Below are 24,769 nucleotides of genomic sequence, written 5' to 3'. Positions count from 1 at the left end.
ATGGAAAGCAACACACATAGGGAAAATAAAACTGTACAGTTCTTAGCTAGTTTATTAGTGGTCACAAGCACATGGCAAAATGTGGCATTAGCGGCATCACTGCCTGTTGTTTCAAGTCATCATCCAATGGTGATTATTAATAGCATCAATAATACAGATAGTGCAACCATAACATACAGGTATAACGATTTAGATCAACTAACGAGTGTCCAGAATCCACATGATTGGTCGTCACGCGATCAAACATATAGTCAAGATGGTGATTTGATCACAGCTGCTGATGGCAAAGAATATACATTCAATGGTCAAGATCAATTGGTTAAAGTGAAGTTAAAGAGTGGTAAAAAAATAAACTACCAGTATTACCCTAACGGTTTACGTTCAGATTGCATTATTAAGAACGGTGAACATATCAGGTTTTATTATGATCAATCGGGTCACGTGTTAGCAACAGAGAATGTCACAGCAACCGAGAAAATTAAGCACAGCTTTTTTCTCTCAGGTCTTGGCAAAGATATGGCGACCGTTGCTGACTATAACACTCAAAACAATCAAGACAGTTATTATGTGCATCAAAATGGCGATACGGTGATGATGTTAGCGCGTGCTGTTGGCAATGGTGTATTAAAATCAGGTGATTTAGAGGTAATGGGTAATCAGCACTATGATGCCTATGGTAATCCAAAAGCATTGAGTGATAGCTATCTTGCCCAAGCCTTTAAGTTCACCCATCTAGAGAATAGCAATAACGCCAATAATGGCAACAGCTTAAACACCAATGCGGCGAATAACTTTACTTATAAGGGTGAGTATCAGGACTTAGACAGTAACACTGTTTACTTAAAAGCACGTGATTATGATCCAACCAGTGCTAGGTTTTTATCTAGAGACAGTTATGATGTCTGGAATCACTATAGCTATGCGGATTCTGATCCTGTGAATAAGATTGATCCGAGTGGGCATGAGTCGGAGAAAGTTAGTGCTTATACTTTCAATATAATTGCAATTATCGGTGGAGTGTTAGGTTTCTTCTTTTCAGGTGGCTCTTATTTGTTTGCAGCATCGGCATTTTTCGGAGGTGCCTCAGGTACATTAGGAGTTATTGGTTTATCATTAGAGAACAAGACCTTTAATAAAATTTCTTCATATACTGGATATCTAGGCATGATATTAGATTTTGGAGCACTTGCAAAAGGAGTCTATGAAGGTAATAAAGGATTGAAGCTTGTCTCTAAGCAGAGTAATGAATTAATTCTAGAATTAAGCAATAGTGAAGCCTGTTCAATAAAAGACATAATAAAAGGTAAGCTTGGCGTTGAGATGAATCATGATGAACTTGTTAAAATACTTAATGATGCGTTAACAGACGCGTTAACTAAAAACAAGAAAAAGATTTGGTTAAAAGGTTTCAGATCAGGCAGTCGAACTGTTGTTAAAAAAATCAATAGAGCAATTGATAGGTTAAATGATGGACTGAAGCCAGGCTTACTTCAAAAAGTAAAATTGATGAAAATAAATTTAAAGAAGATCAGCGGAAATATCGAAGTGATAAGTCACAAAGAAATCATTGAAAATGTGATTAATCAATATATAGCAAGCATCAAAATCTAGACCACTAAGACCAAAAAATTAAGAGATAATTCGATCTAAATGAAGAGGAACAGATAATGACTACTAAACGCGAGAGTTTTAGCAAGTGTAGCATCCCAAACTATTTGGCATTGATAGTCCCAGAGTGAATGCGTAGATCATTTCAGTCATACCGTACCCATACGGATAGCACCTGACTTTAGCCAATAGTATAATTTTATCTACATCTACAGCGGCAATATTTTATACATTATCTACGCTGTTATTTTATGGGGACGCTACAGAAGTTATGAAAAAAACGATTGTACAACTACTGATAAGTTTGTTATTGGTTACAACTACATGGCAAAATGTGGCATTAGCGGCATCTTTGCCTATTGTTTCAAGTCATCATCCAACGGCGATTATTAATAGCATTAATAATCGCATTAATAATACAGATAGTGCAACCACCACATACTGGTATAACGATTTAGATCAACTAACGAGTGTCCAGAATCCACATGATTGGTCGTCACGCAAGCAAAAATATAGTCAAGATGGTGATTTAATAACAGCTGCAGATGGCAAAGAATATACATTTAATGGTCAAGATCAATTAGTTGAAGTGAAGTTAAAGAGTGGTAAAACGATAAACTACCAGTATTACCCTAATGGTTTGCGTTCAGATCGCATTATTAAGAACGGTGAACACCTCAGATTTTATTATGATCAATCGGGTCACGTGTTAGCAACAGAGAATGTCACAGCAACCGAGAAAATTAAGCACAGCTTTTTTCTCTCAGGTCTAGGCAAAGATATGTCAACTGTTGCTGAGTATAACACCCAAAACAATCAAGATAGTTACTATGTGCATCAAAATGGTGATACGGTGATGATGTTAGCGCACGCTGTTGGCAATGGTGTATTAAAATCAGGTGGTTTAGAGGTAATGGGTAATCAGCATTATGATGCCTATGGTAATCCAAAAGCCTTAGGTGATAGCTATCTTGCCAAAGCATATAAGTTCATCCGTCTAGAGAATAGCAATCAGGACAATAACGCTAATAATAGCAACAGCTTAAATACCAATGCCGCCAATAACTTCACTTACAAGGGTGAGTATCAAGATGTAGACAGTAACACCGTTTACTTAAAAGCACGTGACTATGATCCAAACAGTGCCAGGTTCTTATCAAGAGACAGTTATGATGTGTGGAATCATTATAGCTATGCGGATTCAGATCCTGTGAATAAGATTGATCCGAGTGGGCATATGCCTAAATGGCTCAAGGGGATTTTAATCTCTGCAGGAAGTGCTTTAGTGATTATGGTTTTGTCTTACGTGGCTACATATGCAATATCGGAATGGATTAGTGCTGGATTTGATAATATAGATTTATTTGGAGAGAACAATACAAGTTTTACTAAACCTGTTAAATTAGATACTGAAGTAGATCTCTCAAAAATAAAATATAAAGAAGGCATCACTATGTCCGAGTATTACGATCTTATGGAAATAGAAGCAGAGGGAAATAAGAGTGCATATTTCGAAAATCATACGATTGCTCAGAAAATATTGAAAAACTCATTGGAAAATCCTGCAGAGAACCTGAGTGAAGATATGATTGAGAGTATTTCATCTGAATTCTCCGAGAATGATACAGCGCAAAGCATTATCGGTAACATTAATGAAATAGGAAGTAATCTTAATCAATCTTTAAGTGAAACCGAACAACTTAGCTTAAAGAAAAACTTGTTATCTCTTAAGGAAAAACTTCTTGAAGATAAAGAAATATTGGAGTTTGTGAAAAACAAATTTACTACTGAATTCAATAATAATTTTGAATATGGAAGTCAGTTTATGAGGAAATATAACTCCCTGCAAACTCAAATGAAAATATTCAGACAAAGCGGTTTGTAGCGTCCCCAACTATTTGGCATTAATAGTCCCAAGGTGAATGCGTAGATCATTTCAGTCATACCGTACCCATACGGATAGCACCTAACTTTAGCCAATAGTATAATTTTATCTACATCTACATTTACATCTATAGCGGCAATATTTTATACATTATCTACGCTGTTATTTTATGGGGACGCTACAGAAGTTATGAAAAAGACGGTTGTGCAACTACTGATAAGTTTGTTATTGATCACAAATACATGGCAAAATGTGGCATTAGCGGCATCTTTGCCTATTGTTTCAAGTCATCATCCAACGGCGATTATTAATAGCATTAATAATACAGATAGTGCAACCACCACATACTGGTATAACGATTTAGATCAACTAACGAGTGTCCAGAATCCACATGATTGGTCCGCACGTGAGCAAAAATATAGTCAAGATGGTGATTTAATCACAGCTGCTGATGGCAAAGAATATACATTTAATGGTCAAGATCAATTGGTTAAAGTGAAGTTAAAGAATGGTAAAACAATAAACTACCAGTATTACCCTAATGGTTTACGTTCAGATCGCATTATTAAGAATGGTGAACATGTCAGGTTTTATTATGATCAATCGGGTCACGTATTAGCGACAGAGAATGTCACAGCAACCCAGAAAATTAAGCACAGCTTTTTTCTCTCAGGTCTTGGCAAAGATATGGCAACTGTTGCTGAGTATAACACTCAAAACAATCAAGACAGTTATTATGTTCATCAAAATGGCGATACGGTGATGATGCTAGCGCATGCTGTTGGCAATGGTGTATTAAAATCAGGTGGTTTAGAGGTAATGGGTAATCAGCATTATGATGCCTATGGTAATCCAAAAGCCTTAGGTGATAGCTATCTTGCCACGGCCTTTAAGTTAGCACACCTACAGAACAATAACCAAGACAATAACGCTAATAATAGCAACAGCTTAAATACCAATGCGGCAAATAACTTTACTTACAAGGGTGAGTATCAAGATGTAGACAGTAACATCGTTTACTTAAAAGCACGTGATTATGACCCAACCAGTGCTAGATTCTTATCCCGAGACAGTTATGATGTCTGGAATCATTATAGCTATGCGGATTCTGATCCGGTGAATAAGATTGATCCGAGTGGGCATCTGTCTCAAGGTACCAAAACTGCGCTTAATATAGGCATATATATCATTGGTATGCTGGGCATGATTTTATCTGATGGTGCAATAGGTGCTTATTTTTCAAGTGCGAACGGATTAAGTAAAGCATTTGGTTTTGGTGTTATGGTAGGCAAAAATGAAGTAGCAATGTTTCTAATGGGTGTAGCCCAAGGTGCTGTCTCAGGAGTAGATCCAGTAGATAGTGGCTTGGAGGCTGCGGGATTAAATAATTATGGTAAAGGATTTGCGCAAAATTTCTTAAGCACACTTGTTTGGGCTGTAATCAATATAAAAGGACCAGGTGATCCATCCGAAGAGCTTTTTAAAACAATGCGGCAGCGCAAGTGGACATTTATGGCGCAGGGGCCTTTTAGCTATTTAACGTCCAAAGTTGTAGGTACGCTATATGGTGATAAATTTATAACAAAAGATGATACAGCACCATTCATTATATCACTCGTCATGGGCCCTTTATGGGATACTGTTACTGAGACGGCTGGAGTACTTAGGCGTAATGCTAAACAAATTGTAAAATCCTTGACTCAGTCTTTCTTTCATACGGTGTGGGGTGCTGTTCTTAATGAGTCAAACAGCATGGTAACTAATGAAGATAAGGTTGATTTTCTTAAGTTAACAAATCAATCGATAAATAACTCAATGATGTTTAGTAGTATCTTTTCAATGTAGGTGTGAAAACAGTGATATGATTAATGTCAGCAAACAACACTAATATCAACCGATGGACGCAAGGTTGAGCAGACGGCTAACGCTTCATGTACAGGGTGGTTTGCAAATTTTGTAAATGGTGCATTATCTTGTGCTTTTTGATCGATTGCAGGAATTGCTTGTTGCATTAGGTTGTAATCAAAGCGTGGCGCCCATTTACGTGCGCCAAGACGTGCAGTGGTTGAACAGTTGTCAACCATGTGCGCAACACCTTTAAAATGCATATATGGATTAAGTGAATCAACGGCTTCGATAATTGACTCATTCACGATCTCTGAATAGCTGTGACCTTTTTCCGCTAAAACATCAACTTGGGCGATAATGCAGGCAAGGTAAACACCAGCAGTAATTGGGTCATTTGGCATATTGTTATTATCGCGCCCACTACGTACTTTCTCGCCGACTTTCCACATGTCAGTACCATCGATTTTGCCCATTGGTAGGCGCGAATGACGTTTGCCTGCCAAGGTGACTGATCGAAATTCATTGCCGCTTTCAACATCTTCATAGATCTCAAAAAGAATATCTAAGCAGGGTGTATAGGCAGCATTGTAGGCATTTTCAAATTTTTCTTTATCAGCTAGGCTAAAGCTGTCATAAACCTTTTTAAGCCCTTGTGTTGAGATGGTTTTTGAGATATTACCTGTGATTGCTTCAGCAGTACGCTTGAAGGCTTCTTCAGGATCAACACCATTATCGGTAAAGTGGCGATAAAGCACTTCAATAATGCCATGAACGGCACCGAGTAATACGCCGCGCTCGCCAAAAATGTCTGAACGATATTCCATCTCCATTGTTGTTGGGAAAACAAATGGTGCGCCACAGGCGATTGCCCAAGCAAGCGCATATTCAGTTGCCTTACCATTGATGTCTTGATAAACGGCAATGCTACTGTTAATGCCGGCACCATTAACTGTTTTACCTTGTTCATACAGTCGTCTTACCGAAGGCCCCATACCTTTTGGACACATTGCAACAATATTAATATCATTGCGAATCGGTGCATTGATTGTCTTCATATAGCCGATCAAAAAACCATGGGAAAAGCCAAGGGTACTTCCTGGTTTTGCCGCAGCAAAAATTTCTTTGTAAAGTTCAGCTTGTGCTGCATCTGAGATTAAAATGATCGCTAAATCAGATTTAGATATCACGTCAAACATCTCACCTAATGTGCCATCTGCTTTAGAGAAGCCCGCAGCTTCAGCAGATTTTTCTGATTTGGAATTAGCGCGCAAACCAACGCATACTTTAATATCAGTATCAGCGAGTGAATCACGCAAGTTTTGCGCCTGTGCTGGACCTTGTGAGCTCCAGCCAATCACACCGATTTGTTTGATACCATCAAATGCTTGTGGCAGCTTCGAGAATAAATGACGACCTCCGGCAACAATTGTTTCGCTGCTGCCGCCTAAGTTGTACTCTTTAACGTCAAAAATATTGCTTTGGATCTTCATGGGGTCTTACCTCGTTGTTTTTAATATTTAATATTTTAAAAATAAAATTCGCCGATAAACTTATTGTGCTATAAATTTGGTGTTGAAATAAAGTGAATTATCATCAATTATATATTGCGTGTTATGCAATAATTATTAAATCACGTGAATGTTGGAGTGATAGTTGATGAATGTGAAAAGTTTAGAGGTGTTTAAAACATTGGCAGAAACGCTTAGTTTTAGCAAAACCGCAGAGCGTTGTTACTTAAGCCCCTCAGCGGTGACAAGAGTTATTCAAAAGCTTGAAGAAAGTTATGAGGCAAGTTTTTTTGAGCGCAACAATCGTAATGTTTCATTAACTGACGCTGGTAGATATATGTATGACTTTAGTATTAAAGTGCTTGATGCAAATGATGAGTTATTTGCGTTATTACATCCGGATGAGGATAATTTGCGCGGTGATATTCGTCTGTTTTGTACGGTGACGGCGTCATATGTGATTTTGCCACGGATTATTGAGGCACTTAATGCACGCTATCCCAATGTGCAGTTGCAATTAGAAACAGGATCAATGCAAAATGCGCTTAATTTGGTTGCTAGTAACCAAATGGATGCGGGTATTTCATTTATTGATGAGCATAAGCTTGATGATAATCTATATGCCCATCCTGTACTGATCACCAGTATGGTATTAGTCGTGTCAAAAGACAGTGATGTGCAGTCGATCGATCAAGCCTTAGCGCAATATCCTTTTATTATGCCCATTCAGTTTTTAAACGATAACACGATAGATACATGGTTAATAAGGCAAAAAAAATCACCGCGAATATATGGTGAAGTTGATGGCAATGAGGCGATTTTATCACTTGTTGCATCAGGTGTTGGTGTGTCTGTATTGCCGAGAGTTGTCGTTGAACATAATCATTTGGCAAGCAAAATCAAAATGCTCAATATTGCTGATATGACAGCGGTAACGGTGGGTATTGTGATGCGTAAACAATCCCTAAAATCACCAGTAAAGCTTAAATTTTGGCAGTTATGCCAGAGCTTGGCGTTATTGGATTATCATTGATTAAATATATAGAGGGATGTACCACAAAGAACAAGAAAATCAATAACAGAAATGCTGTAAAATGATTCACGGGCGGTATATACTCAAAAACGACAATTAGGATTTGGAAGGGTTTGTAAACAAAATGATTACATTAGATTGTTTGAATAACATGCTTGATGATAGCAAGGTCAAGATTCGCCAAGCTGCAGAGAAATTTAATCTCACAGTTGATGATGAGCAGATCAATCGTTTGATTGATTATTTATCATTGCTTAAGAAGTGGAACAAAACCTATAACATGACGGCAATTACTCAGTGGGATGAAATGCTGGTAAAACATGTCTTTGATAGCATGTCGGTGGTTTCTTTTATCAAAGGAAAACATGTTGTTGATGTCGGTAGTGGTGGTGGTTTGCCAGGTATCGTCTTGGCAATCTTATTACCTGAAGTTAACTTTGTGCTGATTGATAGCGTTGGTAAAAAAGTACGTTTTTTAAACCATGTCAAGAAAGTGCTCGATTTGGATAATGTTACTGCGGTCAATATTCGCATTGAGGATTACGAGCCGTCGACCTTGTTTGATACGTTGATTTCACGTGCCTTTAGCTCAATTGCTGATTTTGAGCGTTTATGTCGCCATTTATTGGCAAGTGACGGGCAAATGATTGCGATGAAAGGAGCTGAAGTTGAGCAAGATACATTAGATGTATTGCCACTAAAATATGAGATATTTGAGGTCGATGTGCCGCTGTTAGATGCTACGCGTCATGTGATCCGGATGTATAAAGCATGAGTAAAATAGTAGGGCTCATATTTTGTGCGCTATTAGCTGTTATTGCCTATATCGTGGCTTTTCTACCCTTTGCCCCTTTTACGATTTATCATCAAAGCTTAGAAGTTCATCCATTGGAGCCGATGGTGTTATCAATTATCATTGGTATTATCTTTGGCAATGTGTTCTTTCGTCATAAAGCAGCAGCTCATCAACAGGAAAATTTGCAAGGTGTGATCAGCTCAGCGCACTTGTGGCAGAAACTCACTCCAGGTGCCAATTTTGCGGCAAAATCGCTATTGCCATTAGGCATCGTGCTAATGGGGGTGAAGTTTGATTTGCTTTCGGTGCTTAAAGTTTCAGGACAAGCATTATTGATTAACCTCATTTGTTTATTAATTGCCTATATTGTCACGCTTTGGTTATGTAAGCGCTTAGGTGTTGATGAGAAGATGTCAGCCCTTATCACCATTGGTACGGCAATATGCGGAGGTTCAGCAATTGTTGCAGCAGCTCCCGTTGTCAAAGCCAATCAAACGCAAGTGGCGATTGCGATGACAATCGTGTCGTTATATGGTTTAATTGCCATTTTTGTCTTGCCGTTACTGGGACATGCCTTGAGTCTAGATGAGTTTCAATTTGGCGTATGGGCGGGGACCTCCATTCAAGCAGTGCCACAAGTGGTGGCAGCAGGCTTTGCTTTTGGTGCGATTGCCGGACAAACAGCAACGATTGTTAAGATGGTCAGGATTTTACTTCTTGCGCCGATGGTGATGCTAATCGGCATTAGGCATCATAAAGCCAATAAAACGGATGGTGAAGTGCAAAAGAAAGTGCCGTGGCATCAGTATTTCCCTAAGTTTATTTTATATTTCTTGGCAGTGGTTGTGCTAAATACCTTGGGGTTATTTGGCTTTCTAGATCGACTAATTGATCTTTCAGTAAGCCATTATATTGCCGAGATTTCTGCTTTTTGTATGACGATGGCAATGGTCGGAGTGGGTTTAAATACCGATCTGATTGTCTTGCTTAAATCAGGCGGTAAGCCATTGTTAGCCGGCGGTTTAGCGATGATTATCCTGCTTGTCATATCACTGGGCTTGATTATTGTGCTGTGACCAGTTTTGAGTTAAATTTTGTATGAGTTCTTTAATTGGCATCGGTCGATAGAAATAATAACCTTGGATGCAATCACAGCCTAGCTCAATCAGTTTATCCACTTGTGCTTTGGTTTCAGCGCCCTCAGCAATCAGATTGATATTGAGCTCATTGGCTAATAGCACAATGGCTTTAACCGCACCAATGACAGGTTGATTGTGTGATTGATCAAGGCGTTGTGTGAAGCTTTTGTCAATCTTGATTGTATTAAAACTGTAATTGATAAAGCGATTAAGAGATGAATATTGCGTGCCAAAATCATCCATTGATAATCCGATATTATGCATTTTAAGTTGTGCAAACATTTGGTTTATATTTAATGAGTTGCCTTCTAAATGCTGCATCAGTTGAGATTCAGTAATTTCAAACTCAATATTAAGCCACTTGGGAACAGGATGTTGTTTAATTTGCTCAATCAATGATTGCATATGTGCTGGAAAGTTATAAACAACTGGGGAGATGTTAAGAGTAAGTTTAAAATGTTTGGAGGGTACTAAATCTAACAGACAGAAATAGTATAATACTTCATTAACGACATAGTAATTGAGCTTATCGGCAAGCCCCATACGTTCCACAATTGGAATAAAAATATCTGGACGAATATTACCAAGCTCAGGGTGATTTAAGCGAATAAGGCTCTCACAGCCAATGATGGTCCCATTATGCCCATCGACAAGCGGTTGAAAATGGAAGTAGAAAGATTTCTCGGCAAGTGCTTCATACATATAGTTTTCAAGGGTTTGTTCCGTATGATAGAAATTATCAATAGTTTCATCATAGGTAACACAGTCTTGTTTGTGACTCTTGGCATAAAATAACGCTAAATCAACGCGCCGTAAATTTAAGGTGTAATCCAGCTGTGGCGTAAACAATGCTATTCCTAATGTTGTGGTAATGCTTAGTGTTTTGTAGTCTAAGCGATAGCTTTGTTGCATTTTCTCTTGTAGATGGCTGCCAAATGTTTGTATATCCTCGTTCACCGGGAGTGTCACAAGGATGCTAAATTCATTGCCGCCAGTGCGCGCAGCAATACTACTTTTGGGTAAAGTTTCAATTAAACGTTGTGAAAAAGCGATTAATAGTTTGTCACCTGTATCATGCGAATAGGTATCATTGATACGTGAAAACTGGCGGATATCAATCACTAAAATATAGTGATGGTGTTTAGTGACGGGGAGTAGTTTCTTAACAACATTCAAAAAAGCTCGGCGATTATACAGTTCAGTCAGACTGTCGGTCATCGCAAGTTCTTCTAAAAGTACAGCCTTTTTGCTAAGTAATGCATTGCGATCATTGACATGTTGCAATAAGCGTGAAGTTAAGCGACGCATCGAGATAATCACAAAGCTGATAAATAGTAAACTAAATATCAATAAGCCTATTAATAACAGCCACGAATAAATCGAACCAAGATAAGTCATAGGTTGGATATGCCTATCGTGCCACATGGTTATATGCAGACAGGTAATAATTGCTACAGTAATAAGTATTGTGCTTGAAAAAATCAGTGCAGATTTCTCGGCATAAAAGCTTAAAGCATAAACAATAGCAAGACCGTAGATAATGCTAACAGGTGATAGTAGACCATAAAATAAATAATCATTAATGATGGCTATCGCGGCAACAATCATAATAATATGTGATTTGGCTTTGTTGCTTAGCTTGGCGCGATAAAGCATCAAAACAACCAAGGCTAAAGCTAAAGATAAGTCCAAAGTGTATTTAAGCGACCAGCCACTATCAAACGCGCGAAATACCGACAATGTACTTAATAAAATTGATGAAATAGCAATTAAGATAAGCATGGCATTAATCAAGCGAGTATGTGCCTTTAAGGTGATGACCTCCTCAAGCGTGCCTTTTGAGCGATTAATATGCTTTGCCATAGGTTATCCTTATCGTCCTCCATGGAAACTTAAGTTGAGTATAGATTAATAATCGGTTAAATCAGTACTTGAGGCTCAAAGTTTAATAAAAAAATAATTAGCGCTATCACATTATCTGGCGATTGGGTATAATTTGCGATCGTATTTTAACTGAGCTAGCATTTTTAAGGTTTTGCCGATGTCACTAAAAGTCAAAGAGCGCAGACGCGCGCGTTTTCATGCCGTGCAGGCTTTATATCAGCAATCATTGGCGCATACACAAGTCAACGAATTGAAACTTCAGTTTTATGCTGATAATGTTGATCGTCATCCTGTTGAGTGGGATTTTTTCTATCGTTTAATCGATGGTGTCGATAAGAATAAAGAAGCGATTGATCAGAAAATCAACCATTATGCGATTAATGATTTATCGTCAATCAACCCAATCGATTTGGCGATTTTACGCTTAGGGGCTTATGAGCTTATCGATTGCTTAGATGTACCTTATCAGGTGGTTTTAAATGAGTATGTTGATCAAGCAAAAGAGCTAGGCACTGAAGAGGGACACCGTTTCGTCAATGGACTCTTGGATAAAATTGCTAAAGAAATGAGACAGCAGTCATTCTAAATTTCTGATCAGTGGTATATGCCACTGTAAAATATCATCTGACATGTATATAATCTTTTGAGCTTCAAATGCTTCAAATATAGGTTATAGACACGATGGAAAAAAAGGTAAGTCGCCTTCGTTGGCAAATGGATCGCGTATTTTGGTGTGATTTGTTATTGATAACAATCATTATGGCAATTGCCTTATGTCTTTACGGTCTGCCGGTACTGTTTACGCCTGATGAAGGGCGCTATGCTGAGATTGCGCGTGAGATGGTCGTCAATCACCAATATATCGTGCCACACTTAGATGGTGTGATTTACTTTGAAAAGCCACCAATGATTTATTGGCTAACTGCTTTATCACTCAAAATCTTTGGCTTTAATATTTGGGCGGCACGCCTGCCTAATCCAGTATTATCGATTATTGGTGTGTGGTTTGTGTATATCGTTTGTCGTATTGTCTATCAAAAGCGCCGTGTATCACTGTGGGCTGCATTGATTACGGGCACATCGATCTTATATTTAGGTGGTGGGCGCTATCTAAATCTTGATGCCGGTGTCGCCTTTTTCTTAACGATAACCATGTTGTCATTCTGGGCATCAAGACAATATCGCCAGACAAGTTGGCAAGCAAATATATGGCTATTAAATGCCTTTATTTTCTCAGGCCTTGCGGTAATGACTAAAGGACTCATTGGTATTGTGTTTCCGATGATGATTATCGGTTTATGGGCGCTTATCGTTGGTAAATATCGTCTGCTATTAGATTATCGCTTATATCTTGGTTTAATCGTCGTATTAATCATTTCAGTGCCATGGATTGTTGCAGTTAATAACGAGCACCCTGAATTTTTTCATTATTATGTGATTGTTCAGCAAATCTTGCGTTATGCGACGGACGAGCAAGGGCGACAAATGAGCAAGTTTGTCTATTTTGGTATTTTCATTATTGCCTTTTTCCCGTGGTTTGGCTTTTTACCACAAGTCTTTAAATCAGTATTCACTAAGTTTAAAACGCGCAAAAAGCATGAAAATGAATGGTTTTTGTTTGTCTGGGGTATGGCAATTTTGCTATTTTTTGCGTTTTCAAAATCAATTTTAATGGGCTACCTAATTCCAATAGTGACACCCTTTGCAATCTTGATCGCGCGACGCATTGACAAGATACTTAACGAATCGAGATTACGTAAGTCAACCAAAGCGAGCATTATTGTTGCCTTGGTGTTTTTCATTATTATTGCAATTGCTTTTGTGATCTTGCCATTTATTCCTAACTTTGCGATGTTTTTTGGTGGAATTGCAGGTTTCTATTGGCCAGCGGCTATTGTCTCTCTTATCACTGCCATTGCAGGGTTTATTTATCTGAAGCGCAATAATCTCAAAGCGATTATGCTATGGTTTGTCTGTGCGATGATGATTATCTTGAACTTAGGTTGGTCAGGTTCTCAGTATTTTGCGCAAAAAAGTGTGCGCCCATTGACGAATATTGTCGCGCCCTTGCTTAAAACCTACCCGCATGCCATTGTCGCAAATTATGGTGGTTATTATTATGATGCACAGTTTTATTTGGATCGATTGACGTGGATTGTTGCTAATGAAGGTGAGCTTGCTAATACTGCCAAAATGCCAAATTCAGGTGCAGATAAAACGCTAAGAACCGCAGATCAATTCTGGCCAGTGTGGCAAAGCGATCGCCGTGTGTTTGTCTTTACCGATGAGAATAATTACAATGCTTACTTTAAAGCAGGGCAGCCTTATCAAGGGTATTTGTTAGCAGAAACACCAAAGCGCTTCTTGCTAACCAACCACCCCTTAGCAGAATCAGCCTTTATGCATGGAGCGTAATACAATGGATAAAAACTATCAGTATTTACACGATAAGTTCAAATATATTAATGATCTTAATCACGCACTTGAGATGTTGTGCTGGGATGAGGATGTGATGATGCCAATAGGAGGTGCTAGAGCGCGCAATAGTGCATTAGCCAGTCTCACAACAACCATTCATCAGCAGTTAAACTCACCTGAAGTGGTGAGTCGTTTGCAGGATGTCGATGAAAGCGCTTTAAATCAATGGCAATTGGCTAATATTAAGCATATGCGTAAAGCTGTTGTTAATGCGACGATTTTGCCTGAGCGTTTAGTGGCGGACTTGGCGGTGACAACCAAAGAGTCGACACAAGCATGGCGCACGCTGCGTGGTCAAAACAATTGGCATGACTTCATGCCGCTTTTGAGCAAAACCGTTGCCTTGGTAAAACAAAAAGCAAAGATCAAAGCAGAGTATTATGGTGTTGATGCCTATGATGCGCTGCTTGATGAGTTCTCCCCAGGTGTCAATAGACAATACATCGATCCGATATTTGATGAGCTTAAACACTTTTTGCCACAAGCCATTCCAATGATTGTTGATAAGCAAAGAAGTAGGGTAAGTTTGCCATTTAACCAAAGCTTTGCCATCGATAAGCAGCATGAATTATCCCAAGATCTGATGCGTATTATTGGCTTTGACTTTAACCATGGTCGCATTGATACTTCACAGCATCCTTTTTGTGGCGGAGTGCCTTCTGATGTACGCATTACCACGCGCTATAATGAACATGACTTTTTATCCAGCGCCTTATCGGTATGTCATGAAACAGGACATGCCTTGTATGAAATGGGTTTGCCGCAAAAGTATATTACACAACCTGTAGCCAAAGCATTGGGCATGGCAGTGCATGAGAGCCAATCATTGCTTGTTGAAATGCAGGTGTGTAGTAGCCCTGAGTTTATTGCTATTCTTGCGCAATATGCACAACGTCACTTTGGTCAAAATGACAGCTTATCAAAAGATAACTTGATGACGCATTTATTAAAGGTGAGACCTGATTTTATTCGTGTTGATGCCGATGAAGTCACTTATCCATTGCATGTAATCTTGCGCTATGAGATTGAAAAAGCGCTCTTTACTGATGAAATCACGGTGGCAGATTTGCCGGCTATTTGGCAGGAGAAGATGAGCGATTATCTTGGGGTCGATACGACGAATAATTATAAAGATGGTGTCATGCAAGATGTACATTGGTCATCTGGTGATTTTGGTTATTTCCCATCATATGCATTGGGAGCATTATTGGCAGCGCAATTATTTGCTGCAGCGAAGCACAGCAATCCAAAAATTATGTCAAGTATTGCTAAAGGTGATTTTAAGCCATTAATGAGCTGGCTTAATCATAATATTCACCAATATGGCTCGCTATATACGTTTGATGAGCTGGTCACAAAGGCTAGTGGTAAAAGTTTAGATGCGAGCGCTTATATCGAGCATATTAAAGCGCGCTATATGTAGCCTTTGAATTTTAGAACTGCTGAACACCGGCAACTTGCCATAAATGCTCGCCATCTTTGCGTGTGAAATGCCAGATTTCTTCAAAGTTCTGCCAGTCACTATGGGCATCTTCTTTGACTTGTCCGACGAACATGACACTTGCAATATATTGATTTACTTGACGATCACAGCTAATGACTTTGCAGCTCAAATCTTTAAATTGTGCTAATTCATCATTGTGCTCGATGTCATTTAAGACACTGTGATAGAGATCTTCAGTGATATAGCTTCTGATCTTTTCAAGACCTTCTTTATTGTTTAAAGCTTGTAGTTGGTTAAATAAATTTAACGCTTGGTGATTAAAGACAGTCTCAGGTGTGCCATCAGCTAATTGACCATTAACGATGCCATTACTTACTTGCGCTGATTGATCGTGCTGCTCAGTTGCACTTTCTTGTGCATTGCCTGTAAAGGCATTAGCAGCGCTATGCAATGGTGATGCTTGGTTAGGTGAAGCATTAGTGTTACTATTGTGCATTTGTTGCTGCATGGCTTTCCTACGCATAAAGAAAACAAAGAGTGCGATCAATGCAATAACGATAAGCAGTCCTGTCATACCATGCGCGCTAAAGAGCCAAGCAAAAAGTGCACCCAATCCAAGGGCAGTTAAGATCTTGCCAAAGGTGCCCATGCCACCTTTTTTCTGAGCAGTGTTGCCAGCAGCTGTGCTATTGTGTGTTTGTGTCGGTGCTGAGCGACTATAACCATGGCTTGAGCCACCGCCAAAACGCTTAGCTTCAGCTAATTGGAAGCCTGACATTGCTAACAGCATAAATGAGAATATCACGCCAATTTTCTTAAGCATCGTATCGTATCCTTTGGTTTTGCTAAATGAAATCTTGCCAATCATAACCAAAAGCTGCCGTAGAAACTAGTTGAATATTTTAGCAGGGTGGTTGCTATTTTGTTCTGTTAATCAGTGGGTAATTTAAAAAGCGCGTATAAATAGCTAATGAGAATGGGAAGATTGAAATGCTCAACCATATCTGATAAAAATCGCGTTTGAAAAATAGAGAACTGACATATTGCGTCTAAACTTTTACATAATTGATGTGTGCAACAGATTAGGATAATATCGAACTTAAACAATAACTATACAATTTAGCGGGAGGACATATGAATGCACTTGAAGACATAAATCTAATAAAGCTAAACCTGCACGATATAACACTGCTTATGAGGACTTTTAATGAGTTTGGGTTATATCAGTCAGGGAATACTTTAGCAAATGAATTCGCAGAAAGATTAATTGAATATAGCAAAACGAACTGGTCATTAATAAAATTATATTTTAATGATGAAGTAAGTTTAACCCAATTGTGTCATGAATTTATTAAAACATGCCAGAACCACAAAGAACTAATTGCTCCACAAGATATATTGGCTTGCTGGGATTATCATAATGTGATTACCAATCAATCTATATTAAATGCGATTGAGCCGCTTTGCCTTGAAAAAAAGGATGTCAATATTTTTAGTTATGGGATTGGTAATGGAGAATATGAGCTATCATTAAAATCATTTTTAGAGGAAAAATATTCAATCAATGTTGGTGTTTATGGATATGATCCCTATCCTGATATTAAATCAAATAGTATATGTTATGTAACTCCTGAAGAAAGTGAGCAAACATCCTATGATATTATCATTGCTCGATGGGTATTGCATCATGTCGAAGATAACTGCCGCTGGAGTGAGTTTTCATCTTTCCTTCGATGCTTATCTCAGCATGGAAAAGCAATTATTATCGAGCATGGTTATACTGAAACGCCGCCTGAAACTCTTCATGAAAAGTTTCTGGCATTCTTAAATGCAACCTATGATGTCATCACCAATTATCACTTACGACCATCGGGATTTATTAACCATAATCAAACGAATCATTCTTTTTATATAAGCTATCTGAATATGGATGATATTGCAAGAATTGGCAGTGGGTACAATGTTACAGTTACGACGCTAGGTCCAAAATTCCCACAGCAAACAGAAGTAGTCATCACAAGATAAAAAACCATTTTTTGTGCCAGCAAAAAGTATTGCTAGCACTACCCCATCTATGATGCGTTAACCCCCACCATAAATTTCTTAAGACTATTGTTAAACATTCAATTTAACTGTTCGAAATGATATCTAAGCTTTTCGCACAATAAAATTGTTATATTTTCAGTAATTTAACTCCAAATATCAGGGATTTCTCCTGCTATAAATGCAGGCAAAGTGCGTAAATATATATAAATTTTGATTGTAATTAATTATGATATCTCATGACTAAACTTTAGCTACAAAAACAAAGACAGATAATGGAATTGAAATCATGCACATGGCAAGATGTTGCCCAATCGGTAAAGCAAGAAAACATAGAATTATTTGATGCAATTGAAGACATTGTATCAGTGGATGATGTTTTCTATGAAGGAACCTATTGTTATGGTGAAAACATTCTACTTAATGGGAAGCTCCAAACTAATGGGATGCTAGATGATTTAAACTATGCACATATTCCCTTGTCAATAATTCTATCAAATAATGCTGAGCTTTATATTGATAATAGCACTAGAACAATTCCCTTAAATTTATTGCATCAGGGTGGCATCTTTGGAACGTATGAAATTCTTGACGTATTATGCAACATCAACGCTAAACCACTTTGGTCAATTACTGCTGGAAGTAAAAGTATATTTTGTTTACAAAAGCTAACTGAAGTATCAAGACTTAAAAAGCTACAACAGCATTTCCATCTTAAAAATGATATATTTCCAGCAACCTATCATCAGCATTATCACCTATTTAAAGCAATTGCTGAGTCTCAGTCATGGACATGCAAAGTCTTGTTTTTCCCTAAATCGATTGTAGAGCCCGTCATCAAACGCAAGCCTTCCCATCATTTATTAACTGATTTCATTACACAATACTCATGGAAATCAGTAAATTCATCTGTGGAGATGATGAAAAATTCATTACATTGGGAACAATTATCACTAACATTGTCCCAATATAATATCAAACTGGATCAACAACACATTGAAACTTTAAAACACTTAATTCAAATTCATAAAGGTAAAGCGCCAGCATTTAGAGTATCTACATCAATGGATGCCCCTATTGATGAAATCAAATATGCATTATCAGAAATCTATCAATGCCGATATCCGCCAGATATAATTTCTCTAGCTGGAACAGCCGAGAGTTCCACTATAAAAAGTGTATATTACTCGTTTTTACACCCGACACTTTTAGATGGTAACGTTGTATTATCTGAAAGCTTAAGAAGCTATTATGCGTTTTGTGAAAAGATTTCCTATACACTGAATTGTATTAACCAGAATAACAAAGATATGCCGCTTCCCATTAATATATACAGTTCCAAGAAAGATATACATGACAATAAGTTAGTGAGACCAAGTCATGAAATTGGCATAGATATTGCTACTGATAATTTATCCAGCTCTAGATTTTTCCGCGCTTGTGCTGAAGTCATTTTTTAGAGCAAGTAATAATTTAAACTCATCACAGTCAAGACTCATTCCCTCAGAAAAAGACTTTATACAATCTAATGATGAAAAAATTTGCCGTACTTCATTGTTAAAGTCATCGCCATGATCGTAAGCTAGGTATTTTTGTGCTAAGTAATATTGTAATGAAGCATCCGTTGCCAGGCTTAAATTACTCGTTACGTCATCTAAATTTAGGTACCTTAGTAAGAAACAGGCTTGAAAAATTGATCCCAACATTAATGCACGTGTAATGCATATATCTTTAATTGGTACAGACTCACTGGCTTGATCAAAGTTGACAGGAAATCCACCTGAAAGAATGGTTGTGGTATTACCGTTGTATGTCTTTAATTTAATGTCGTTTTGTAATGGTTTATTGCCATCAACTGATTTTAGAAGTGATTTGAACTCCTTGTCTTCAGAGCTAGCGCTAATCAAAAAGATATCATGACATAAGTGCTCTTTAAAATTAAAGTCTACACTAATATCTTTTCCTGTTGTTCCTATAATGACTTCTGAATTATGAATTAATTCATCCAATGTTGAAGCCAATTCAACGCTGCTTTTATCTTTCAGTGATTTGCACTTTTCAGACTCTGTATCAAAAGCAATGACTTCATAGCCATTATTAACAAGCTCTCTTGATAAGGCAGCCCCGATATTACCTAACCCAACCACTCCATATACCTTATATTGTGAATAAGGTAATTTGCTGATTTTTTGTAAAACGGTTTTTACCACTTTACTGACAATTTTAGGAGATTCTAATATTTTTTTAACCGCCGATAACGCGGGCTTTAAAATGGGTATATTCATATGTTGAGAAGCACTATTGTACAGACCTCCTCTTGTATGCTCTATGACAATCACATTATATTTATTCTTCAAATAACGAGGAATTTCCTCTAACGCCCTGCCGCCTTCATCTAAAATAATGATGTTATCAATATTATTTGCATCCTCGATGTCAGCTAATGCATATTGCCACATATCTCTAATTGTCTGTTTTATTGCAATAGAAAACTCTCCTGGCTTTACCGTGTGGTTAATGGTGTGAATGTTAATTCCTTTACCTCTCAAAGTTTGAATAGCAGGAAAATAATCGGAATACAACTTACCAGCAAATCTAATTTGTTCTGGTATTGCACCTGCACACAATAAACCATCAAATAAGCATAACTCCGTTTCCATTAAGTGTTGTACACCAATCACATAAGATCTTGATAAAATATTTTTCAAATAAACCCGACTTGTGTCTGATAGGTCATTCACCATATCATCAACCAAATCCACTTGATAAGGTGACATTTTACTTTTAACTTGATTTACAACATACATCGTAACCCCCTTGTATTTAAAGATTTATATTATCTGCTGAAGCTAATCTTTTAGCATAAGCATAACCATTATAAGAGGATTCACTTTTAGATAATATAAACTCAAAAGGTAATATACGTATCAACGTATCAAAATCTGAAATACACATAAATGAGCTAATATTTAACGCTCAAACATGAATATTACAACACCTATATCCCTATTAGGGTTTGATCTTAAAATGCAGATATCCATGCCAAAATTTATATATTCCTTTAATTTTTGCCTCTAGATGGGGGCTATTAGCAAGTAAGGCAACCTACGTTTAAGTGACGGGGTGGTTCACTTAAAGATAAGCTATCTGCACTGCTAAATAATAACTAATTTAACTCAATAAATCTACAAACAGACTTGTAATCATTTAGAAAAATGGAAAATATACATCTTATATCCAAACTAAATAATCACCACCGTATTCACCCAGACCATAATAAGACTAACAAATATAAAGCAAGCAAGTAGACCAAACAAAAATAACTCATTCATCATCATTATCCCAGTTAAGGTTGATCGCACACATGCTGAGTATAGTCAAAGAAATAATGATGGTTTGCAATTATCAACTATACTCAACCTAAGAATGATTAGATGGAACCTAAACAAATAATGGATATAAGAAATAAACTCCCGTTTTATCGTGGGCTATGCTTATTACTGGGCTTGGTTGAATCTGCTATTGCTGCAAATGTTGTCGATAATCATGACCTAGATGATTTGCATCCTACGATGGCATTGCATAATTCAGATAATCGACTGGATAATCACTGGTATTTTGGTCCAACACTTGAGACGCGCTATACGCATACTCGTTTGAATCTTTTTAATGTTGTAGGCACAGCCGCAACATTTGAATGGATGGGTGGCGCTATTTTTGGTGTTATTAGCACTTATAATCATTGGCAAGCGCATTGGTATATCCATGGTGCGGCAGGAACAGGGCGCATTAATCTGCGTGCCAATGATTATAACATTGATCAACACACTAATCTTGAGCATTACTTTGCAACGTCAACTTTAAGCCTTGGTTATGAATTTATTCAAGGAAGATTTCATATAACGCCAGGTGTTTACACTACGGCAAATTACTCAAAATATCGTACAACTGAACCGATGATGTTGGCTTTGATCAATACCAGTGGCACCAATCAGGATGATCTATATTTGCATGCAGGGGTATTGCAATCTAGTGCATTTCATTTTAATCATTATTTTTCAATCTCCAGTCGCACTGAGCTTGGTTATATCTATTACAACAATACGCAAGTGGATTTTTATCAAGCTAATGGTTTAGGCACGCTGTCACAATCGACTACGAATCATGGTGGATTGTATTCATTATTAGGTGTTGGCTTTAATTTTGATAGCAGCTATGGACGCTTTATTATTGCGCCATGGGCAAGCTATATTTATGTTCCCGCAAAAAACAATAGCATTAACAGCAATGTGAGTGCTGTTGGCTTGAAGCTTTTGTATCTTATTTAGTGCATTGCGCTTGATTGGGAATATACAAGCTCTGACCAATATAAATCTTATTGCTGTTTTTGATCCTGTTATACTTTGCCAAGCAACTTGTTGTGATCTTGTGATGCTTGGCAATTAATGACAATGTATCGCCTTTTTTAATAACATAGTCAGAAGCTTCGCCAAGTAACTTTATTTGCGAAGCATAACAAAGCGGGTTAAGTAGAAATAGCGCCAGAATAAGCGCTATGGTTTTATGAATCATTGATTAGCAAGAGTGTACTGCTGGAATAACAAGCTTTTGACCCACGAGAATCTTAGATGGGTTGGTGATGTTATTTTCTTTAGCAATACAGTTGGCGCCTTTAGTTTTTGATAAGCCATGTGCTACAGCGATATCATACAATGTATCACCTTTTTTAACGGTATATGCCGCATTGCCAATAGCAGTTGGTGCTGGAACTGCAGCTGCGGCTGCAGTCGGTTGGCTATGCATTGCAGGTTGCTCTTGACCGATTGCATTGTTCTCTTCATTTGAGAAATAGTTGCTTGGCCCCATCGGGATCGTGTAAGTCAAACCAACAGAAGCCGTTGCTTGACCCATGTTGTGACCGCCTTGTGGTAACCAGTTGTATTGGTATTGTGCAAATACATTCAATGTGCGAGACAATTGGTAACCAGCGCCCACTGCAACAACAGGTCTGAAGATTTTGCTGTAGTTATCATTAGCACCAACACGGTTCCATGCATAGCCTGCTTTACCAAAGACATTAAACTGTTTGTTGCCACCAAAGTAGTACTTACCAACTAAGAATAATGGCACATTCCAAACATTGATTTTGTTACCTGCTGTCTTTGATACTTGGTTTGCATATTGCAAATCCATTTCCGCACCAACGCTAATGCTACGATTTAAAGCGTAGTCATAACCTACTAAACCACCTAAAGCTACACCACCTTTGTGGTTTGCAAAACCATTTTGTGCAAATGAATAACCAACGTTACCACCAACAACCAAACCACTTTGTGCGCCCGCATTTGCTGCAGAGATGCTTAATAAAGCAATGGCTGATAAGCCAATTATTTTGTTCATTTTTGTCATGAGATAAACCCCCTATAGATTTGTTTTGTACCAAAGACCTATTTTTGGTTCGCGCAAATTAACGTAAAAATTTGGAAAAATCAAATACGATACGCTTATTTCTATTAACATTACGTTTATTATGATCAATGTTTGGCTATACTGGCCAAGGAGTTTATGGAAAGATAAAAAGGAAATTGTTATGCCTCTCATTCAAATATATTTTGGTCGCAGGTATCACCCCGTTAGTTATGGCATTCGTTGGGTAACGCGTTCACATTTCTCACATGTCGAGCTGCAAGTTGATGATGATTGCTATAGTAGTAATGGTTCATTAGGTGTTTATAAGCGCAGCTATGATGATTTACGTAAATCTCAAGATATGCTAGAAACGTGGTGTACAGAAATCAGTGATGCACAAAAGAATAATCTGATTAGTTTTTTAAACAATCAACTTGGTAAGAAGTATGATTATTCATCCGCTTTGGGGCTTGGCTTGTGGCGTCGTGACTGGATGGATGAGCATGATAAATGGTTCTGCTCAGAGCTTATTGATGCCGCATTTAAAGCGGCAAAATCACCTTTGACCAATAATGATTTTGCTTCACATCGCTTAACGCCGAATGATTTAAGAACCTCATTGGCAATAAAGCGCGAAAAGCTTGAGAAAAATATTCACAACAAAAGTTGGTGGCAGAAATTAAAGTTTTTTTAAAGCAATATCCGTATGTTACGTATTCTCATAGGGAGGAGTTACTTGCGTCATAAAAAAAACATGAAGAAAGAAACAAAGAAATAACTATCAACAAAAAAGAAATTAAGTATAATGGTAATGATTGATTATTAAATGTCGTTGAATTTTCCCAGAAGAGTTGATCGTTCCCTGAGTGTAAGTCGAAGGGAGTGCTAATAAATTCGACATGTAAGTGCCTAAACAATAGTTTCGTGGTAATGATGGATATTTCGATTAAGCCCGAGAATCTAAAACAACACCTGATAATATTTGCATAGGTAACTTATACTGGCTTCGACTTATGCTCAGCCAGCGACCAATGAATGTTGATAGATAGTATAGTTATATAATTTAAGAAGGATGTAGTTATGAAAAAAGTGATTGTTGTTGGTGCGACGGGTACGATTGGGCAAGGTGTTTGTGATACATTGCAAAACCATGGCTATGAGGTTGTGAAAGTATCACGTTCAGGTGATATTGAGGTGGATATTGCAGATCTTAACTCGATCAAAGCCATGTATGACAAGATTGGCTCATTTGATGCTTTGGTATCGACCACGGGTAAAGTAACTTTTAAAGCGTTAACTGAAATGACGGTAGCTGATTTTATGCTTGGGCTTCACAATAAATTGATGGGACAGGTCAATCTCGTGCAAGAGGGGTTAAAATATATTAACGATAACGGCTCATTTACACTAACCACAGGGATTTTAAATCAAGAGCCTATTGCGCTTGGCGCCTCTGCTGCAATGGTTAATGCCGCACTTGAAGGTTATATCAAAGCTGCAAGCTTAGAGTTGCGCCAACAAGTGCGTATCAATGCAGTAAGCCCAACGGTTATCACCGAAGCTCTTGCATCTTATGCACCATTCTTTCCAGGGTTTAAATCAGTATCAGTACATGAGGCAGCACAAGCCTACCTAAGATCCGTTGCTGGTATTGAAATTGGCAAGGTTTTTAAAGTCGGGTTTTAATAAAAGCT

At 37.8% G+C, this 24,769-nt stretch carries 20 protein-coding genes; 14 read left to right on the top strand and 6 right to left on the bottom strand.

The window, feature by feature from the left end:
- From IE867_RS03905 to IE867_RS03895, 3 genes are all read left to right on the top strand, one after another.
- Positions 1–1,611 carry an RHS repeat domain-containing protein gene (locus tag IE867_RS03905; RefSeq protein WP_192483471.1) on the top strand — a complete coding sequence of 537 codons (1,611 nt, stop codon included), beginning with the start codon at positions 1–3 and terminating at the stop codon, positions 1,609–1,611.
- 268 nt (positions 1,612–1,879) lie between these two features.
- Positions 1,880–3,493: an RHS repeat domain-containing protein gene (locus IE867_RS03900; protein WP_192483470.1), complete on the top strand. Its 1,614-nt coding sequence runs from the start codon at positions 1,880–1,882 to the stop codon at positions 3,491–3,493.
- 189 nt (positions 3,494–3,682) lie between these two features.
- Positions 3,683–5,338, top strand: a complete 1,656-nt coding sequence (locus IE867_RS03895) for an RHS repeat-associated core domain-containing protein (protein ID WP_192483469.1) — start codon at positions 3,683–3,685, stop codon at positions 5,336–5,338.
- Positions 5,339–5,364: 26 nt separating this feature from the next.
- On the opposite strand, the gene IE867_RS03890 is transcribed toward IE867_RS03895, so the two are convergent.
- Complete coding sequence (locus IE867_RS03890) at positions 5,365–6,831, bottom strand: ketol-acid reductoisomerase (RefSeq protein ID WP_192483468.1); 1,467 nt, start codon at positions 6,829–6,831, stop codon at positions 5,365–5,367.
- 166 nt (positions 6,832–6,997) lie between these two features.
- On the opposite strand from IE867_RS03890, the gene IE867_RS03885 reads away from it, so the two are divergent.
- From IE867_RS03885 to IE867_RS03875, 3 genes are all read left to right on the top strand, one after another.
- Positions 6,998–7,882 carry a LysR substrate-binding domain-containing protein gene (locus IE867_RS03885; RefSeq protein WP_192483467.1) on the top strand — a complete coding sequence of 295 codons (885 nt, stop codon included), beginning with the start codon at positions 6,998–7,000 and terminating at the stop codon, positions 7,880–7,882.
- A gap of 124 nt (positions 7,883–8,006) precedes the next feature.
- Complete coding sequence (rsmG, locus tag IE867_RS03880; RefSeq protein WP_225629949.1) at positions 8,007–8,657, top strand: 16S rRNA (guanine(527)-N(7))-methyltransferase RsmG; 651 nt, start codon at positions 8,007–8,009, stop codon at positions 8,655–8,657.
- Positions 8,654–9,754 (top strand): YeiH family protein, encoded by a 1,101-nt coding sequence (locus tag IE867_RS03875; RefSeq protein WP_192483466.1) that lies wholly within the window; start codon positions 8,654–8,656, stop codon positions 9,752–9,754. The genes rsmG and IE867_RS03875 overlap by 4 nt, the downstream gene beginning before the upstream one ends.
- Here IE867_RS03875 and IE867_RS03870 read toward each other — a convergent pair.
- A complete protein-coding gene (locus IE867_RS03870; RefSeq protein ID WP_192483465.1) occupies positions 9,728–11,680 on the bottom strand; it encodes a putative bifunctional diguanylate cyclase/phosphodiesterase in 1,953 nt (650 codons plus the stop codon). The two genes, IE867_RS03875 and IE867_RS03870, sit on opposite strands and share 27 nt — an antisense overlap.
- Positions 11,681–11,858: 178 nt before the next feature.
- On the opposite strand from IE867_RS03870, the gene nusB reads away from it, so the two are divergent.
- The 3 genes from nusB (at position 11,859) to IE867_RS03855 (ending at position 15,602) form a co-directional block, all read left to right on the top strand.
- A complete protein-coding gene (nusB, locus tag IE867_RS03865; RefSeq protein WP_192483464.1) occupies positions 11,859–12,287 on the top strand; it encodes a transcription antitermination factor NusB in 429 nt (142 codons plus the stop codon).
- Positions 12,288–12,382: 95 nt separating this feature from the next.
- The gene (locus IE867_RS03860) at positions 12,383–14,116 is read left to right on the top strand and encodes a phospholipid carrier-dependent glycosyltransferase (RefSeq protein WP_192483463.1); all 1,734 of its coding nucleotides are present in this window, start codon (positions 12,383–12,385) and stop codon (positions 14,114–14,116) included.
- 4 nt (positions 14,117–14,120) lie between these two features.
- Complete coding sequence (locus IE867_RS03855) at positions 14,121–15,602, top strand: carboxypeptidase M32 (protein ID WP_192483462.1); 1,482 nt, start codon at positions 14,121–14,123, stop codon at positions 15,600–15,602.
- A gap of 10 nt (positions 15,603–15,612) precedes the next feature.
- Here the strand turns inward: IE867_RS03855 and IE867_RS03850 are convergent, their stop codons facing one another.
- The gene (locus tag IE867_RS03850) at positions 15,613–16,446 is read right to left on the bottom strand and encodes a hypothetical protein (RefSeq protein ID WP_192483461.1); all 834 of its coding nucleotides are present in this window, start codon (positions 16,444–16,446) and stop codon (positions 15,613–15,615) included.
- 311 nt (positions 16,447–16,757) lie between these two features.
- Between IE867_RS03850 and IE867_RS03845 the strand changes: the two genes are divergently transcribed.
- Positions 16,758–17,648 carry a hypothetical protein gene (locus tag IE867_RS03845; protein ID WP_192483460.1) on the top strand — a complete coding sequence of 297 codons (891 nt, stop codon included), beginning with the start codon at positions 16,758–16,760 and terminating at the stop codon, positions 17,646–17,648.
- A 293-nt stretch (positions 17,649–17,941) separates the two neighbouring features.
- Positions 17,942–19,126, top strand: coding sequence for a hypothetical protein (locus tag IE867_RS03840; protein ID WP_192483459.1), 1,185 nt, complete (start codon positions 17,942–17,944; stop codon positions 19,124–19,126).
- Here IE867_RS03840 and IE867_RS03835 read toward each other — a convergent pair.
- A complete protein-coding gene (locus tag IE867_RS03835; RefSeq protein ID WP_192483458.1) occupies positions 19,079–20,473 on the bottom strand; it encodes an NAD(P)-binding domain-containing protein in 1,395 nt (464 codons plus the stop codon). The genes IE867_RS03840 and IE867_RS03835 overlap by 48 nt on opposite strands.
- Positions 20,474–21,118: 645 nt before the next feature.
- Between IE867_RS03835 and IE867_RS03830 the strand changes: the two genes are divergently transcribed.
- Positions 21,119–21,994, top strand: a complete 876-nt coding sequence (locus IE867_RS03830; RefSeq protein WP_192483457.1) for a hypothetical protein — start codon at positions 21,119–21,121, stop codon at positions 21,992–21,994.
- Here IE867_RS03830 and IE867_RS03825 read toward each other — a convergent pair.
- Together IE867_RS03825 and IE867_RS14635 are read right to left on the bottom strand one after the other, a co-directional pair.
- Entirely contained in the window at positions 21,987–22,238 is a 252-nt protein-coding gene (locus tag IE867_RS03825; RefSeq protein ID WP_192483456.1) for a LysM peptidoglycan-binding domain-containing protein, read from the bottom strand. The genes IE867_RS03830 and IE867_RS03825 overlap by 8 nt on opposite strands.
- A 3-nt stretch (positions 22,239–22,241) precedes the next feature.
- Positions 22,242–23,075 carry an outer membrane beta-barrel protein gene (locus IE867_RS14635; RefSeq protein ID WP_203249660.1) on the bottom strand — a complete coding sequence of 278 codons (834 nt, stop codon included), beginning with the start codon at positions 23,073–23,075 and terminating at the stop codon, positions 22,242–22,244.
- 181 nt (positions 23,076–23,256) lie between these two features.
- On the opposite strand from IE867_RS14635, the gene IE867_RS03815 reads away from it, so the two are divergent.
- Together IE867_RS03815 and IE867_RS03810 are read left to right on the top strand one after the other, a co-directional pair.
- Positions 23,257–23,769: a hypothetical protein gene (locus tag IE867_RS03815; RefSeq protein WP_192483455.1), complete on the top strand. Its 513-nt coding sequence runs from the start codon at positions 23,257–23,259 to the stop codon at positions 23,767–23,769.
- A 386-nt stretch (positions 23,770–24,155) separates the two neighbouring features.
- Positions 24,156–24,761, top strand: a complete 606-nt coding sequence (locus IE867_RS03810; protein WP_192483454.1) for a short chain dehydrogenase — start codon at positions 24,156–24,158, stop codon at positions 24,759–24,761.
- Positions 24,762–24,769: the final 8 nt, after the last annotated feature.

Source organism: Cysteiniphilum marinum, from assembly GCF_014857925.1.
Classification (GTDB): domain Bacteria; phylum Pseudomonadota; class Gammaproteobacteria; order Francisellales; family Francisellaceae; genus Caedibacter; species Caedibacter marinus.
The sequence above is the reverse complement of the archived record's forward strand: the minus strand, read 5'-3'. Positions and strand labels throughout refer to the sequence as shown.